The following is a 15,934-nucleotide window of genomic DNA, read 5'->3' on the forward strand; positions in this document are numbered from 1 at the left end:
GCCCTTTTTTTATTCAGCGAATTTGTCGGCAGGCGTTAAAAATTTCCGCTATCAATCAGTGGCCAAACTGTCACCCTGTGTGATTGGTATATGCTTGGTGTATTGGCAAGGAACGAAGGAACGACGATAACAATGATTCTGATAATTTACGCTCACCCGTATCCCCGGCATTCGCATGCCAATCAGCGCCTGCTGCAGGCGGTGAGGGATCTCCCCGAGGTAGAGGTGCGCTCGCTGTATGAGCTGTACCCCGATTTCAATATCGATATCAACGCCGAGCAGCGGGCGCTGGAGCGCGCCGACCTGGTGGTGCTGCAGCATCCGATGCAGTGGTACAGCTTCCCGCCGCTGTTGAAGCTGTGGATCGACAAAGTGCTGGAGCACGGCTGGGCCTACGGCCACGACGGCAACGCGCTGGTGGGTAAAGACTGCCTGTGGGCGGTGACCAGCGGCGGCGACGAGCACCACTTCGAGCTGGGCGACTTTCCCAACTTCGCTGCGCTGGCGCAGCCGCTGCAGGCCACGGCGATCTACTGCGGCATGAACTGGCAACCCTATTTTGCCGTACATAATACTTTTACCTGCAACGAACCGGCGCTGCTCGCCGCCGGCGAAGCCTACCGGCAGCGGTTGGTCGACTATCTGATGGAACATGCCGAAGCGGAAACTCGGGAGGCCAGCCATGGATAATCACCACATGATGATCGAGGGGCTGATCTACCTCGGCTCCGCCGCGCTGTTCGTGCCGATCGCGGTGCGTCTGGGGCTGGGCTCGGTGCTCGGCTACCTGATCGCCGGCTGCATCATTGGCCCCTGGGGGCTGAAGCTGGTGTCGGACGCCGAGTCGATCCTGACCTTCGCCGAGATCGGCGTGGTGCTGATGCTGTTTATCATCGGCCTGGAGCTGGATCCCAAGCGGCTGTGGACGCTGCGCGCCTCGGTGTTCGGCGGCGGCAGCATTCAGATGGTGGGCTGCGGCCTGGCGTTGAGCGCCTTCTGTTACTTCCTCGGCCTCAACTGGAAGGTGGCGCTGCTGATCGGCCTGACGCTGGCCCTCTCATCCACCGCCATTGCCATGCAGGCGATGAGCGAACGCAATTTGACGCCGTCGCCGATCGGCCGCAGCGCGTTTGCGGTGCTGCTGTTCCAGGATATCGCGGCGATCCCGCTGGTGGCGATGATCCCGCTGCTGGCCAGCAGCGGCGCCACCACCACGCTGGGCGCTTTCGTGCTGTCGGCGGCCAAGGTGGTGGGCGCGTTGACGATGGTGGTGCTGCTCGGCCGCTACGTCACCCGCCCGCTGCTGCACTTCGTCGCCCGTTCGGGCATGCGCGAAGTGTTCAGCGCCGTGGCGCTGTTCCTGGTGTTCGGTTTCGGCATCCTGCTGGAGATGGCCGGGCTGTCGATGGCGATGGGGGCGTTCCTCGCCGGGGTGCTGCTGGCGAGCTCGGAATACCGCCACGCGCTGGAGAGCGATATTCAGCCGTTCAAAGGGCTGCTGCTGGGGCTGTTCTTTATCGGCGTCGGCATGTCGATCGACTTCGGCACGCTGTTCCATCACCCGCTGCTGATCGCCTCGCTGTTGCTGGGCTTTATGCTGATCAAGGCGGCGCTGCTGTGGCTGATTGGGCCGCTGCTCGGCGTGCCGAAGCGCCAGCGCGGCCTGTTTGCCATTCTGCTGGGGCAGGGCAGTGAATTCGCCTTCGTGATCTTCAGCGCCGCGCAGCTGGCCGGCGTACTGCCGGTCGAATGGGCCAAATCGCTGACGCTGGCGGTGGCGCTGTCGATGGCGGCCACGCCGCTGCTGTTGGTGATCGCCGCGCAGCTGGAGAAAAATGCGCCGAAAGAGGAGCGCCCGGCGGACGTCATCGACGACGAAAATGCCAGCGTGATCATCGCCGGCTTCGGCCGTTTCGGCCAGATCGCCGGCCGCTTGCTGCTGGCCAACGGCGTACACACCGTGGTGCTGGATCACGATCCGGACCATATCGAAACGCTGCGCAAATTCGACACCAAGGTGTTCTACGGCGACGCCACGCGCGCCGATCTGCTGGAGGCCGCTGGCGCCGCCCACGCCAAGGTGCTGATCAACGCCATCGATGACGTGGAAGACAGTCTGGCGCTAACCGAGCTGGCCAGGCAGCACTTCCCGCATCTGAAGGTGGTGGCACGGGCGCGCGACGTCGATCACTGGTATCAGCTGCGGCAGCTGGGGGTGGAAAAACCGGAGCGCGAAACCTTCGAAAGCTCGCTGCGCGTCGGCCGTGAAACGCTGGAGCTGCTGGGGCTGGACGCCTATGAGGCGCGCGAGAAGGCGGACACGTTCCGCCGCTATAACCTGAAGATGCTGGAAGACACGCTGGAGAATTATCAGGACACCGAGTTCCGCATCGCCAGCCTGCAGCGGGCCAAGGAGATGCTCAGCGCGGCCATCGAGCAGGATCAGAATCGGCTGGCGCGGGTGCAGCAGACCGGCTGGCGCGGCAGTATCGACGGCAAGGCGCCGGAGGACGAGGTGGTGGAAGCCAAAGGATAAGAGTAGGGGCGCCAGATCGGCGCCCCTTCTTTTGCTTAGCTCAGCGCGACCTTGATGCCCAAGGCGATCAGCATGCCGCCCAGCAGCTTGTCGACGATCTTCTGGGTCTTTTCCAACCCGCGGCGCACCGGCCCGCTCTGGATCAGGAACACCAGCAGCGGCCACCAGATAACCGACAGGCCGAGAATAATCCCCGCGTACCACAGCTTGTCGCCCAGACCGGAATCGATCTGCAGCACCTGGGTGAACACCGCCAGGAAGAACAGGGTGGCCTTCGGGTTCAGCAGGTTGCACAGGTAGCCTTGCGCAAAGGCGCTCTTCAGGCTGACCTGCTGCTGCGGCAGATTGCTGACGTTCATCTTGCCGCCGCCGCGCGACAGCAGCGCCTGGATGCCGATCCACACCAGATAGACCGCCCCGGCGTATTTCAGCAGGTTAAACAGCCACGGCGTGGTGGTGATCACCACCGCCAGCCCGGCGACGCAGTAGGACATGTGGGTGGCGACGCCGCAGATCACGCCGAAGGCGGTCATCATGGCGGCCAGCCGTGGATAGCGGGCGGCGTTTTTGATCACCAGGAAAAAATCCGGGCCGGGGGAGAGCATGCCGAGGGCGGCAATGCCGGCGACGAACAGCGAAGTTTCAAGCATGGGAGCGTCTCGCGCAAAAGACAGAGTTCTGGCGATAATAACGCCGCTTCCTCTGATGCGCATCAACCCAATGAGGTATTGTTAGGCTCTATGATAATAATTCATCTACCGCCAGCAACGGAGCACCATGCAGCAGACTAACGCCACAGACCGGCCGGAGCCGCACCGGCAACAGCGTGAAATTACCCGCCTGTGCATTCAATGCGCGCTGCTGCTGTTGCAGCACGGCGCCGAGAGCACGGTGGTGGAACAGCTGTCGACCCGCCTGGGGCTGGCGCTGGGGATGGACAGCGTGGAAAGCTCGATCTCCGCCAATGCGGTGGTGTTGACCACCCTCAGCCACGGCGCCTGCCTGACCACCACCCGCAAGAACGTCGATCGCGGCATCAATATGCAGGTGGTGACCGAAGTGCAGCATATCGTGATCCTCGCCGAGCACCACCTGGCGGATGCGCACGACGTGGCGCGCCGCTTTGACAGGATCCGGCCGCTGCGTTACCCGCGCTGGCTGGTGGTGCTGATGGTGGGGTTGTCCTGCGGGTGTTTCAGCATGCTCAACGGCGGCGGCGGCGATGCTTTCCTGGTGACCTTTATCGCCAGCGGCGCGGCGATGCTGGTGCGCCAAATCCTCACCGCCCGCCATATGAATCCGCTGATCAATTTTTGCCTGACGGCGTTTGTCGCTACGTCGATCTCCGGACTGCTGCTGCGCCTGCCGGCGTTTAAAGACACCTCGAGCGTGGCGATGGCCGCCAGCGTGCTGTTGCTGGTGCCGGGCTTCCCGCTGATCAACGCGGTGGCAGACATGTTCAAGGGGCACGTCAATACCGGGCTGGCGCGTTGGGCGATGGCCAGCCTGCTGACGCTGGCGACCTGCATCGGGGTGGTGATGGCGATGTCGCTATGGGATCTGCGGGGGTGGTCATGAGTCTGCTGTGGGCCTTGTTGCAGGAGATGCTGTTGGCGGCGGTGCCGGCGCTGGGCTTCGCCATGGTGTTCAACGTGCCGCTGCGCGCGCTGCGCTATTGCGCGTTGCTCGGGGCTATCGGGCGCGGCTCGCGCATGCTGATGATGCACGGCGGCATGAACATCGAGTGGGCCTCGCTGCTGGCGGCGATCCTGATCGGTATCATCGGCATCTACTGGTCGCGCTGGCTGCTGGCGCACCCGAAGGTGTTCACCGTGGCGGCGGTGATCCCGATGTTCCCCGGCATTTCCGCCTATACCGCGATGATAACGGTGGTGGAGATCTCGCATCTGGGCTACAGCGAAGCCCTGATGGAGACCATGATCACCAACTTCCTCAAGGCCAGTTTTATCGTTGGCGCATTGTCGATCGGCCTGTCGTTGCCGGGCCTGTGGCTGTACCGCAAACGCCCCGGCGTGTGAAATGACCTGGCGGGAGATCGTTGGTTATTAGATATACTGATAAGAGCTATCTTATATATTCATCTTGCTTGATTAGCCTATCGACGGCACTCAGGCCTTTACGTATAGTGTCACCAATTTTGCTGCCTACACAGGGTTAAACAATGATTATCAGCCTGATCGCTGCCTTGGCGGCGGATCGCGTTATTGGCATGGAAAACGCCATGCCGTGGCACCTGCCGGCGGACCTTGCGTGGTTTAAACGCAACACGTTGAATAAGCCGGTTATTATGGGCCGCAAGACCTTCGAGTCCATCGGCCGCCCGCTGCCAGGCCGCCACAATATCGTTTTGAGCAGCCGCCCGGGCAATGCCGCCGGGGTGACCTGGGTGACCTCGCTGGATGAAGCGCTGGCCGCCGCGGGCGAGGTGGAAGAAGTGATGGTGATCGGCGGTGGGCGCATCTATACCCAACTGCTGCCGCGCGCCGATCGCCTGTACCTGACGCACATCGACGCCGAAGTCGGCGGCGATACCCACTTCCCGGATTACGAGCCGGACGAGTGGGAAACCACGTTCAGCGAATTCCACGACGCCGACGATCTGAACTCGCACAGCTACTGCTTCGAAATCCTGCAGCGCCGCTGATTTAAGCGCGTTAGCCAACCCTCCCCGGGGGCGCAAGCAATTGCGCCCCCGGCCTTTTTGCGCCCGTCGTTTGTAACCTTTCCGTCACATTACCTGATTAGTATGAAGCCCAACTCCGAGCGCCACGGCAACTCTGGTGAATCTTGACCGCGGCGCCATAACTAAAAAGGTAACCACGCTATGACCAAGCAAATTGAGCAATTAGACGCCGACCGCCTGATCGATCCCACTCGCCGCAAACTGCTGCTCGGCAGCGCCGGCGCCGTCGGCCTGGCCGGTTTTCTCGGCGGCGGCATCTGGTCGGTCTCCAGTGAGGCGTTGGCCGAGGATCTGCCGCCGAACAAGCTGTTGGGTTTTCAGGGCATCGCCGCGTCTACCGCCGATGAGGTGACCATCGCGCCAGGCTACCGCGCCGAGGTGCTGATCTCCTGGGGCGAGCCGCTGGTGGACGGCGCGCCGGCCTTCGATCCGCAGGGCAACAACAGCGCCGCCGATCAGGAAAAACAGTTCGGCGACAATAACGACGGCATGAGCTTCTTCCCGATCGATGACAATCACGGCGTGATGGCCATCAATAACGAATACGTTAACGAGCAGTACCTGTTCGCTCACGGCGGCGCCAAGGCTACCAGCCTGGAAGAGGTGCGTAAATCGCAGGCGGCGCACGGCGTCTCCATCGTGGCGGTAAAGCGCGTCGGCGACGGCCAGCGCTGGGAGGTGGAGCGCCCGTCGCGCTATAACCGCCGCATCACCGCCAATACCGAAATGCAGTTCAGCGGCCCGGCCGCCGGGCACCCGCTGCTGCAGACCGCCGCCGATCCGAGCGGGCGCAAGGTACTGGGCACTTTCGGCAACTGCGCCAACGGCAAGACGCCGTGGGGCACCTACCTGACCTGCGAAGAAAACTTCGATACCTACTTTGGCACTCATCAGGCTGATTACAAAACCACGCCGGAACAGAAGCGCTACACGCTGAAGGCCAGCGAACCGGAGCGCAACTGGCCGGACTATGACGAGCGCTTCGACGTGGCGAAGAACCCCAATGAATTCAACCGCCACGGCTGGATCGTCGAGATTGACCCGCTGAATCCGACCTCGACGCCCATCAAGCACACCGCGCTGGGCCGCTTCAAGCACGAGAACGCGGCGGTGACCGTGGCCAAAGATGGCCGTTTGGTGGTGTACATGGGGGACGACGAGCGCGGCGAACATATCTATAAGTACGTTTCCAAAGGCGTGGTCGACGCCGCCAATCCGGCCAACAATCGCACGCTGCTGGACGAAGGGACGCTGTACGTGGCGCAGTTCGACGGCGATGAGACCGGCACGCCGCTGAAGGGCAAAGGGCGCTGGATTGCGCTCGAGTTCGGCAAGAACGGCCTGACGCCGGAGAACGGTTTCCGCGACGAGGCCGAAGTGCTGATCTTCGCCCGCAAGGCGGCGCAGCAGGTCGGCGCCACCAAAATGGATCGCCCGGAGTGGATCGCGGTGAACCCGCATGACGGCCGCGCGTACTGCACGTTGACCAACAACAGCAAGCGCGGCGAGGAAGGGATGCCGCTGAACGCCGCCAACCCGCGGCCGAACAATATCTATGGCCAGATCATTCGCTGGGACGAGGGCGGCGACGCCACCGCCGGCACCTTCGCCTGGGACATCTATGCGCTGTGCGGCAATCCGATCGCCCATCCGGAAGGCGTCAACCGCGGCACGCCGAACATCACGGCGGAAAATACCTTCAACAGCCCGGATGGGCTGGGCTTCGATCGCGCCGGCCGCCTGTGGATCCTCACCGACGGCAAGTACAGCAACAAGGGCGATTACGCCGGGCAGGGCAACAACCAGATGCTGGTGGGCGATCCGATCAGCGGCGAAATTCGCCGTTTCATGGTGGGGCCGAAGTCCTGCGAACTGACCGGCATCACCTTCACCCCGGACTACAAGACGATGTTCGTCAACGTGCAGCATCCGGGAGAAGAGGGCGATTCGCACTTCCCAAACAACAGCCCGCGCCCGCGTTCATCGGTGTTGATGATCACGCGTGAAGATGGCGGGGTGATTGGGGCGTAAGGCGCTAAAGAGAGCAAAGGCGGCCTGGGGCCGCCTTGATGTTTTCAGAACGCGGCCAGCCTGCCGGCGTGGTCGGGCGCCTCGCCGCGATTAGCGGGCTGCGTGAAGTAACGGCGGTCTTCCCAGCGCAGCATCGTCAGATCGCCGCCCCAGCAGCAGCCTGTGTCCAGCCCGATCACGCCTTCCGGCGTGCCCTTGCCTTCCAGCGAGGCCCAGTGGCCGAAGACGATGGTGTATTCCGGATCCACCAGGCGCGGCAGCTCGAACCACGGTTTCAGCGGCGCGGGTGCGGTGCCCGGCGCATCTTTGCAGATCATGTCGAGCTGGCCGTTGGGGAAGCAATAACGCATGCGCGTCAGCGCATTGGTGCTGAAACGCAGGCGCGCCAGGCCGCTCAGCTCCGGCGTCCAGTTGTTCGGCATATCGCCGTACATGGCGTCGAGGAACAGCGGGTAGCTGTCGCTGCTTAATACCGCTTCCACTTCGCGCGCGCACATTTTCGCGGTGTCGATATCCCACTGCGGGGTGATGCCAGCGTGCGCCATCACCAGCTTTTGCTCATCATCCACCTGCAGCACCGGTTGGCGGCGCAGCCAGTTGATCAGCTCGTCGGCGTCCGGCGCCTCCAACAGCGGGGTGATGCGATCTTTGGGTTTGTTGCGGCTGATGCCGGCGTAAACCGCCAGCAGGTGCAGATCGTGGTTGCCCAGCACCATGCGCACCGCCGGGCCGAGCGAGCGCACGAAGCGCAGCACGTCCAGCGAGGCGGGGCCGCGCGCCACCAGATCGCCGGTCAGCCACAGTTGATCGCGCTCGGGATCGAACGCAACCTGAGCCAGCAGCGACTTCAGTTCATCGAAACAGCCGTGAACGTCGCCGATAAGGTATGTCGACATAATTAATGGATCAGCGTTGGAATGGCTAAGCGAAACACGGGAATAGCGGTGCGGAACGGCTGACCCTGGTGGTCAACCATTTCGTAATGGCCTTCCATGGTGCCCAGCGGCGTTTCCAGAATGGCGCCGCTGGTGTACTGAAACTCTCCGCCGGGCGGAATGACGGGCTGTTCGCCGATCACGCCTTCGCCCTGAACTTCGGTTTGGCGGCCGTTGCTGTTGGTGATCAGCCAGTAACGGCCCAGCAGTTGCACGTCGGTCCGCCCCAGATTGCGGATGGTGATGGTATAGGCGAAGACGTAACGCTCTTCTTCAGGGATCGACTGTGATTCCACATAGATGCTCTGAACCTGAATACACACGCGGGGCGAATCAATCATGACAACAACTCCTTATTGCTGCGGCGCCGGATTGGCTGACAGCCAGTTCGCCAGCTTGCAGTACTGCGCCACAGAAATATTTTCTGCTCTGAGCGAAGGATCGACGCCCAGCTCCGTCAGCTGCTCCGGCGTGAACAGGTCGCCCAGGCTGTTGCGGATGGTTTTCCGCCGCTGGTTGAACGCCTGCGTGGTGATGCGGCTCAGCATGCGCACGTCGCCCACCGGATTCGGCAGCACGCTGTGCGGCACCAGACGCACCACGGCGGAATCGACCTTCGGCGGCGGCGCGAACGCGGTCGGCGGCACTTCCAGCACCGGAATGACGTTGCAGTAGTACTGCGCCATCACGGTCAAACGCCCGTAGGCCTTGCTGTTCGGGCCGGCCACCAGACGGTTGACCACCTCTTTTTGCAACATAAAGTGCATGTCGCGGATTGCCTGAGTATAGCTGAAAAGGTGGAACATCAGCGGCGTCGAAATATTGTACGGCAGGTTACCAAATACGCGCAGCGGTTGGCCAGCTTCCTCGGCCAGTTCGGCGAAATTCACCGTCATGGCGTCCTGCTGGTGGATGGTCAGCTTGTCTTTCAGCCGCGGGTGGTTTTCCAGCCGGGTGGCCAGATCGCGGTCCAGTTCGATCACCGTCATGCGGTCCATGCGCGCGCCGACCGGCTCGGTCAAGGCGCCGAGGCCGGGGCCGATCTCGACCACCGCTTCGCCCGGCTGCGGGTGAATGGCGGAGACAATGCTATCGATGACAAACTGATCGGTTAAAAAGTTTTGTCCAAAGCGTTTGCGGGCAAAGTGCCCTTGGTGGACTCTGTTATTCATTACAATTAATTATCATTTTAATGGCGAGATTCAGGGCCGTTTGGAAACTGCCGACATCGGCGGTGCCGGTGCCGGCCAGTTCCAGAGCGGTACCGTGGTCGACCGAGGTGCGTATGAAAGGCAAACCGAGGGTGATATTCACCGCGCGGCCGAACCCTTGGTATTTTAGCACCGGCAGCCCCTGATCGTGATACATCGCCAGCACCGCATCGGCATCTTGCAGATATTTGGGCTGGAACAGGGTGTCCGCCGGCAGCGGGCCGACAAGATGGATGCCCTCAGCGCGCAGCGCGTCGAGCGCAGGGATGATGGTGTCTATCTCTTCGTGCCCCATATGGCCGCCTTCCCCGGCGTGGGGGTTCAGGCCGCAGACGTAAATGTGCGGCCGGGCGATGCCAAATTTGGTTTTCAGATCGTGGTCGAGGATGCGGATGACTTCGAACAGGCTCTGTTGCGTGATGGCGCCCGGCACCGCCAGCAGCGGCAGGTGGGTGGTCGCCAGCGCCACGCGCAGCTCTTCGGTCGCGAGCATCATCACCACGCGATCGCAGCGGCTGCGATCGGCAAAGAATTCGGTATGGCCGATAAACGGCACGCCGGCGTCGTTGATCACGCCCTTGTTCACCGGGCCGGTGATCAGCGCAGCGAATTCGCCGTTGAGGCAGCCGTCGCAGGCGCGCGCCAGGGTTTCCACCACGTAGGCACTGTTGCCGACGTTCAGCTCCCCGGCGGTGACCGGGTGAGCGAGCGGCACCGGCAGCACGGTCAGCGTGCCGGCGCGTTGCGCTTCGGCCGGTTGCTGCGGCTGGTAGTCGCGCAGCGTCAGCGGCAGGCCCAAACGCTTGGCGCGTTCAAGCAGCAGGGCCGGATCGGCGCACACCACCAGCTCAACAGGCCAATCCTGTTGCGCCAGCGCTGCTACCAAATCCGGCCCTACCCCGGCGGGTTCGCCGGGGGTAATGACGACGCGTTTATTGCTGTGCATCGCTGCCATCGAGGATCTTCACGTAAGCCTGGGCGCGCTGTTCCTGCATCCAGGTCTGCGCTTCTTCGGCGAATTTACGGTTGAACAGCATGCGGTAAGCGCGATCTTTCTGCGCGGCGTCGGTCTTATCCACCTGACGAGTGTCCAGCAGCTGAATCAGGTGCCAGCCGAAGGAAGAGTGGACCGGCGCGCTGATTTCACCCTTGCTCAGCTTCAGCAACGCATCGCGGAAGGCCGGATCGTAGATGTCCGGGGAAGCCCAGCCCAGATCGCCGCCCTGCATGGCAGAACCCGGATCCTGCGACAGCTGTTTGGCTTCGTCGGCAAACTTGGCGCGGCCGCTCTTGATCGCTTCCGCCACGGATTGCAGCTTGGCGCGCGCCTGATCGTCGGTCAGCACCACCGAAGGTTTCAGCAGGATGTGACGGGCGTGCACTTCGGTAACCGACACCGACTGGCTGGCGCCGCGGATGTCGTTCACTTTCAGGATGTGGAAGCCGACGCCGGAACGGATTGGGCCGACGACGTCGCCTTTCTTGGCGCTCACCAGACGTTCCGCGAACAGGGTCGGGATCTCTTGCAGCTTGCCCCAGCCCATGTTGCCGCCTTTCAGCGCCTGAGAATCGGCGGAGTAGGTGATCGCCAGCTTGCCGAAGTCGGCGCCGCTGTTGATCTCACCCACCAGGCGTTTGGCCAGCTCTTCGGCTTTGTCGACCTGCTGCTGCGACGGATTCTCCGGCAGCGGGATCAGGATGTGGCTGATGTTCATTTCGGTGTCGCTGCCGTTCTGCGCGCCCACCTGCTTGGCCAGCGCGTCCACTTCCTGCGGCAGGATGGTGACGCGACGGCGCACTTCGTTGTTACGCACTTCGGAGATCAGCATCTCTTTGCGGATCTGCGAACGGTAGGTGTTGTAGTTCAACCCTTCGTACGACAGGCGGCTGCGCAGCTGATCGACGCTCATCTTGTTTTGCGCGGCGATGTTGGCGATCGCCTTGTCCAGATCGGCGTCGGACACGGTGATGCCCATTTTCTTGGCCATCTGCAGCTGGATGTTATCCATGATCAGGCGTTCGATGATCTGATGGCGCAGCGTCTTGTCGTCCGGCAATTGCTGGCCGGCCTGCTGGGCGTTGAGCTTCACTGACTGCAACAGACCGTTGACGTCGCTTTCGAGTACCACGCCGTTATCCACGACGGCGGCGACTTTATCCACTTCTTGGGGTGCTGCGAACGCGGCATTGGCGCAAACCACCAATCCGAGAATAAGCGTTCTCCAGTTCTTCATACATTTCCCATTATGTAATCCGCAAATGCGGGTGAAAGTTCTCGTTTTCAAAGTGTTGCAAAGCGTCAGAATGCGCGCTGATACGGCAGAATGCCGGAGCGCAGCATTTCTGCGGAGCCGAGACTATGATCGCTGCTCAGGCCGCGCAGTTCGACGTTGAACGAAACTCTGTTGTCGTAAACGCTGGTATTGTTGCTGTTGTTCCAATCGGTGATCTTGCGCTCATAGCCCAGGGTCACCGCCCAGCAGCAGGTGTTGTACTTCAGCCCCACCAGCTGATCGGCGGATTGCTTGGCACGGGTGTCGTAGTAATACGCCCCGACCACAGCCCAACGATCGGCGATCGGCCAGCTGCCGGTGATGCCCACCTGCGAGATGCCGTCCTGGAAGGCCGGAACCGTTTTGGTGTTCAACGCCGTCTGGATGTATTCCGGCGTGGCGTAACGGTAGTTCAACTGCACCACGCGCTCGGCGTCCTGGCGGTATTCCACCACGCCGTTGCCCAGCGAGACGCTGTTCAGGCGGGTGTCGTACTGCAGGCCGCCGCGCAGGCCCCAACGATCGTCGATTTTCCAATAGGTATCGCCGGCCCAGGCCACGCTGCCGGTATCGTCGTTGTTGTCGTACCCGGTTACCTGATCGCCGGTGCGCGAACGGCTGAAGTAGTAGATTTGACCCACGGAAGCGTTAAAACGTTCAACCAGCGCGTCATCATAAATGCGGGTGGTCAAACCGGTGGAGACGCGGTTCTGCGAAGCGATGCGATCCAGGCCGCTGTAGGTGCGGTCGCGGAACAGGCCGGAGTAGTCGGTCTGCAGCAGCGTGGTGTCGTAGGTGTAGATGTTGCTCTGGTCGCGGTACGGCACGTACAGGTACTGTACGCGCGGCTCCAGCGTCTGTGTGGCGCCTTCGGCCCAGATCATCGGGCGTTCGAACACCAGCTTGCCGTCGACCTTGAACTGCGGCAATACGCGGTTGACCGAATCATCAAGCTCCGGTGCAACGGCGCCTTTGCGGCTCTGGTAGTTGGCGGCGAAACCGTCAGGAATATCCTGCTGGTAGTGGGTCGCCATCACCTTGGCTTCGGTGTTCAGGCTGGCCCAGCCGTTGGTGAGCGGCAGGTTGAGCGTCGGCTCCATATGCAGACGGGTGGCGTCCGGGCTGTATGGGTTGACGCTGGTGAACTTGGCCGCCTGGCCGTAAATATGGAAGTCGAACGGGCCGAGGTCGTTTTTGTAGTAGTTCAGATCCAGCTGCGGCTGAACTTTATACGATTCCGACTGCGAGCGATCGGTATTGTCGAAGATCTGGAACTGCTTGGAGCTCAGCGTGGCGTTCCAGTTCTCGTTGGCGTAGCCGAGGCTGAATTTCTGCGTGGCGTAGCCGTCGGTGGTGGAGCCGTACTTGGAGTCCAGATCGGTGAAGTATTTGTAATCGCTGACCTTGGTGTAGTCGACGTTGAAGCGCCACACCTGATCCATGACGCCGTTGTGGTTCCAGTAGAACAGCCAGCGTTTGCTGTCGTCATTATCTTTGCCGTATTCCTTGTCGTCCGGCAACCAGTCGAACTCCATCAGGCCGAGGCCCGGCTGCACCAGATAACGGAACTCGGTCTGCCACTGCAGGCCGCGCTTGGACATATAGTGCGGTGTGATGGTGGCGTCGTAGTTCGGCGCAATGTTCCAGTAGTACGGCAACATGAACTCGAAGCCGTTGTTGCTGCCGTACTTGGCGTTCGGGATCAGGAAGCCGGAACGGCGCTTGTCGCCGACCGGCAATTGCAGGTACGGGCTGTAGAACACCGGCACGCCGCCGATGCGGAAGCGGGCGTTCCACACTTCCGCCACCTGCTCTTCGCGATCGTGGATCACTTCGGAGCCGACCACGCTCCAGCTGTCGTCGCCCGGCAGACAGGAGGTAAAGGTGCCGTTTTCCAGAATGGTGTAACGGTTGGCGCCGCGCATTTTCATCTTGTCGGCGTCGCCACGCCCCTGACGGCCTACCATTTGGTAGTCGCCTTCATAGACGTCGGTATCTTTGGTGTTCAGGTTCGACCAGGCCTTCGGGCCTTTCAGTTTGATCTGATTGTCGCTGTAGTGCACGTCGCCGGTGGCGGTAACCGTGCGCACCGGCTCCGCCTGGCCAGGGTTTTGCGTCTGGTTCAGCTCGACTTCTTTGGCGGTCAGGGTGCTGTTGCCCTGCTCGATATGCACGTTGCCGCTGAACAGGGCGCTTTTCGGATAGTCGGCGCGCGAGTCATCGGCATTGATGGTGACCGGCAGGCTGTTCGGATCGCCGCTGACCAAAGGTTTGTCGTAAACGGGAACGCCAAGCATGCATTGCTCGGCCAGATCAGCCAGCGCGTGCTGACTGTAGAGTGCCGTCCAAATCATCGTGGCCAGCAGTGTTGGGAAACTTTTTTTCATACGCGGTTTTGGTGTTCCGTCATCAGAGGCGTCATGTCCGGCAAACGGTCAGAGACTATATTACTCATCTGCGTTGCGCTAGTGCTAAATCCAGCCGTTTACTTGCGTCGTCGTTAGGCGCAAAGATAAATGACAGGTATGATAATCCAAATTCTGGGAAAAATCGCCTGCGCCCTTTCCTGAAGCGAAGGGGGCGGGCGGCTTTCGGCATGATAATTGAGGAGTATATGCAGTATTGGGGAAAACTGCTCGGCGTCATCGTCGCCATTTGGTCTGGCGCGGGATTCTGGGGTGTAGTTCTGGGGCTGATTATCGGTCATATGATCGATACGGCGCGCAGCAATAAGCGCAGCCGGGGTTTCTTCACCGACCAGCAAACGCGGCAAACGCTGTTTTTCCGCACCACTTTTCAGGTGATGGGCCACCTGACCAAATCCAAAGGACGCGTTACCGAGGCAGATATCCAGATCGCCAGCCTGTTCATGGATCGCCTGCAGCTGCACGGCGAAGCGCGCACCGCGGCGCAGCAGGCGTTCCGCGAGGGGAAACAGAGCCAGTTCCCGCTGCGTGAGACGCTGCAGCAGTTCCGCAGCATCTGTTTTGGCCGCTTCGATTTGATTCGGATGTTTCTGGAAATTCAGATTCAGGCGGCGTTCGCCGACGGCTCGCTACACCCGAATGAACGCCAGGTGCTGTATGTCATCGCCGAAGAGCTGGGCATTTCGCATGCGCAGTTCGATCAGTTTCTCAGCATGATGGAGGGCGGGCGTCAGTTCGGCGGCGGTCAGCAGGGCGGGTATTCGCAGGGCGGCTATCAGCAGGCTCAGCGCGGCCCGACGCTCGACGATGCGTGCAAGGTGCTCGGCGTGCGCAGCAGCGACGATGCCGCCACCATCAAACGCGCCTACCGCAAATTAATGAGCGAACACCATCCGGATAAGCTGGTGGCGAAGGGCTTGCCGCCGCAGATGATGGAAATGGCCAAGCAGAAAGCGCAGGAAATTCAGGCGGCGTACGATCTGATCAAACGCGAGAAAGGCTTCAAATAACGATACTCATCATACTTCGAGCTGCAGGTGTGTTGGCTGCCTGCGCTTACCCCGGTTACGTACTTTTTGTACGCTCCCGGGGCTGCGCTTAGTTGCCGCCTTCCTGCAACTCGAATTATTTAGGGTATCCCTGAGATTAGCCTCAGAAATCCGGTTCGGCGCGAAAGTGCATCGGCGTCTGGAAGGCGGGGTGGGTGATACGCAGCTCTTGCGCATGCAGCTGCAGCCGCGGCGCCATCGCCTTGGCCTCCGGTGGGGCGTAGAAACCGTCGCCGAGGATCGGATGCCCCAGCGCCAGCATGTGCACCCGCAGCTGGTGCGAGCGGCCGGTGATCGGCGTCAGCTTCACGCGCGTGCTGCCGTCGGCGTCGCGTGACAGCACCTGATACTCCGTCTGCGCCGCTTTGCCGGTGTCAAAACACACCTTTTGCAGCGGCCGGTTCGGCCAGTCGCAGATCAGCGGCAAGTCCACCAACCCTTCGTCATGCGCCATATGCCCCCAAACGCGGGCGATATAGGATTTCTTCGGTTCGCGTTCGCGGAACTGACGCTTCAGCTCGCGCTCGGCGGCCTTGTTGAGTGCCACCACGATCACCCCGCTGGTGGCCATGTCCAGCCGGTGCACCGACTCAGCGGCCGGATGATCGGCCTGAATGCGGGTCATCAGGCTGTCTTTGTTTTCCGGCGCGCGGCCGGGCACCGACAGCAAGCCGCTGGGCTTGTTGACCACCATGATGTGTTCATCCTGATACAGGATGTGCAGCGGGTCCTGCGGGGGATTGTAGGGTTCCATCTTGGCTCCGCGAAA

At 61.5% G+C, this 15,934-nt stretch carries 15 protein-coding genes; 7 read left to right on the forward strand and 8 right to left on the reverse strand.

Annotation, left to right across the window (positions count from 1 at the left end):
* Positions 1–132 precede the first annotated feature (132 nt).
* Both kefF and kefC read left to right on the forward strand, forming a co-directional pair.
* Complete coding sequence (gene kefF / locus SSARUM2_RS03060; protein ID WP_033637069.1) at positions 133–690, forward strand: glutathione-regulated potassium-efflux system oxidoreductase KefF; 558 nt, start codon at positions 133–135, stop codon at positions 688–690.
* Entirely contained in the window at positions 683–2,536 is a 1,854-nt protein-coding gene (gene kefC, locus SSARUM2_RS03065) for a glutathione-regulated potassium-efflux system protein KefC (protein WP_033637070.1), read from the forward strand. Before kefF ends, kefC begins: the two co-directional genes overlap by 8 nt.
* A gap of 35 nt (positions 2,537–2,571) precedes the next feature.
* Here kefC and SSARUM2_RS03070 read toward each other — a convergent pair whose 3' ends face one another.
* A complete protein-coding gene (locus tag SSARUM2_RS03070) occupies positions 2,572–3,186 on the reverse strand; it encodes a LysE family translocator (protein WP_015376619.1) in 615 nt (204 codons plus the stop codon).
* Positions 3,187–3,313: 127 nt separating this feature from the next.
* Between SSARUM2_RS03070 and SSARUM2_RS03075 the strand changes: the two genes are divergently transcribed.
* The 4 genes from SSARUM2_RS03075 (at position 3,314) to SSARUM2_RS03090 (ending at position 7,271) form a co-directional block, all read left to right on the forward strand.
* Complete coding sequence (locus tag SSARUM2_RS03075) at positions 3,314–4,114, forward strand: threonine/serine exporter ThrE family protein (protein WP_041033215.1); 801 nt, start codon at positions 3,314–3,316, stop codon at positions 4,112–4,114.
* Positions 4,111–4,575, forward strand: a complete 465-nt coding sequence (locus SSARUM2_RS03080) for a threonine/serine exporter (protein ID WP_033637072.1) — start codon at positions 4,111–4,113, stop codon at positions 4,573–4,575. The genes SSARUM2_RS03075 and SSARUM2_RS03080 overlap by 4 nt, the downstream gene beginning before the upstream one ends.
* A 143-nt stretch (positions 4,576–4,718) precedes the next feature.
* The gene (gene folA / locus SSARUM2_RS03085; RefSeq protein ID WP_033637073.1) at positions 4,719–5,201 is read left to right on the forward strand and encodes a type 3 dihydrofolate reductase; all 483 of its coding nucleotides are present in this window, start codon (positions 4,719–4,721) and stop codon (positions 5,199–5,201) included.
* 180 nt (positions 5,202–5,381) lie between these two features.
* A complete protein-coding gene (locus SSARUM2_RS03090) occupies positions 5,382–7,271 on the forward strand; it encodes a PhoX family phosphatase (RefSeq protein ID WP_043148156.1) in 1,890 nt (629 codons plus the stop codon).
* Positions 7,272–7,315: 44 nt separating this feature from the next.
* Here the strand turns inward: SSARUM2_RS03090 and apaH are convergent, their stop codons facing one another.
* From apaH to lptD, 6 genes are all read right to left on the reverse strand, one after another.
* Positions 7,316–8,167, reverse strand: a complete 852-nt coding sequence (gene apaH, locus SSARUM2_RS03095; protein ID WP_033637075.1) for a bis(5'-nucleosyl)-tetraphosphatase (symmetrical) ApaH — start codon at positions 8,165–8,167, stop codon at positions 7,316–7,318.
* A 2-nt stretch (positions 8,168–8,169) separates the two neighbouring features.
* Complete coding sequence (gene apaG, locus SSARUM2_RS03100) at positions 8,170–8,547, reverse strand: Co2+/Mg2+ efflux protein ApaG (RefSeq protein ID WP_016929119.1); 378 nt, start codon at positions 8,545–8,547, stop codon at positions 8,170–8,172.
* Between the two features lie 12 nt (positions 8,548–8,559).
* Positions 8,560–9,378, reverse strand: a complete 819-nt coding sequence (rsmA, locus tag SSARUM2_RS03105) for a 16S rRNA (adenine(1518)-N(6)/adenine(1519)-N(6))-dimethyltransferase RsmA (RefSeq protein WP_033637076.1) — start codon at positions 9,376–9,378, stop codon at positions 8,560–8,562.
* On the reverse strand, positions 9,371–10,363 hold the full coding sequence (gene pdxA / locus SSARUM2_RS03110) for a 4-hydroxythreonine-4-phosphate dehydrogenase PdxA (RefSeq protein ID WP_033649277.1): 993 nt from the start codon (positions 10,361–10,363) through the stop codon (positions 9,371–9,373). Before pdxA ends, rsmA begins: the two co-directional genes overlap by 8 nt.
* Positions 10,350–11,651, reverse strand: coding sequence for a peptidylprolyl isomerase SurA (gene surA, locus SSARUM2_RS03115; RefSeq protein WP_033637077.1), 1,302 nt, complete (start codon positions 11,649–11,651; stop codon positions 10,350–10,352). The genes pdxA and surA overlap by 14 nt, the downstream gene beginning before the upstream one ends.
* A gap of 65 nt (positions 11,652–11,716) precedes the next feature.
* Complete coding sequence (gene lptD / locus SSARUM2_RS03120; RefSeq protein ID WP_049213076.1) at positions 11,717–14,077, reverse strand: LPS assembly protein LptD; 2,361 nt, start codon at positions 14,075–14,077, stop codon at positions 11,717–11,719.
* A 227-nt stretch (positions 14,078–14,304) separates the two neighbouring features.
* Between lptD and djlA the strand changes: the two genes are divergently transcribed.
* Positions 14,305–15,126 (forward strand): co-chaperone DjlA, encoded by an 822-nt coding sequence (gene djlA / locus SSARUM2_RS03125; protein ID WP_033637079.1) that lies wholly within the window; start codon positions 14,305–14,307, stop codon positions 15,124–15,126.
* Between the two features lie 142 nt (positions 15,127–15,268).
* Here the strand turns inward: djlA and rluA are convergent, their stop codons facing one another.
* Positions 15,269–15,919, reverse strand: coding sequence for a bifunctional tRNA pseudouridine(32) synthase/23S rRNA pseudouridine(746) synthase RluA (rluA, locus tag SSARUM2_RS03130; protein WP_033637080.1), 651 nt, complete (start codon positions 15,917–15,919; stop codon positions 15,269–15,271).
* Positions 15,920–15,934: the final 15 nt, after the last annotated feature.

The organism is Serratia sp. K-E0102 (assembly GCF_029962625.1).
Lineage (GTDB): Bacteria > Pseudomonadota > Gammaproteobacteria > Enterobacterales > Enterobacteriaceae > Serratia > Serratia sarumanii.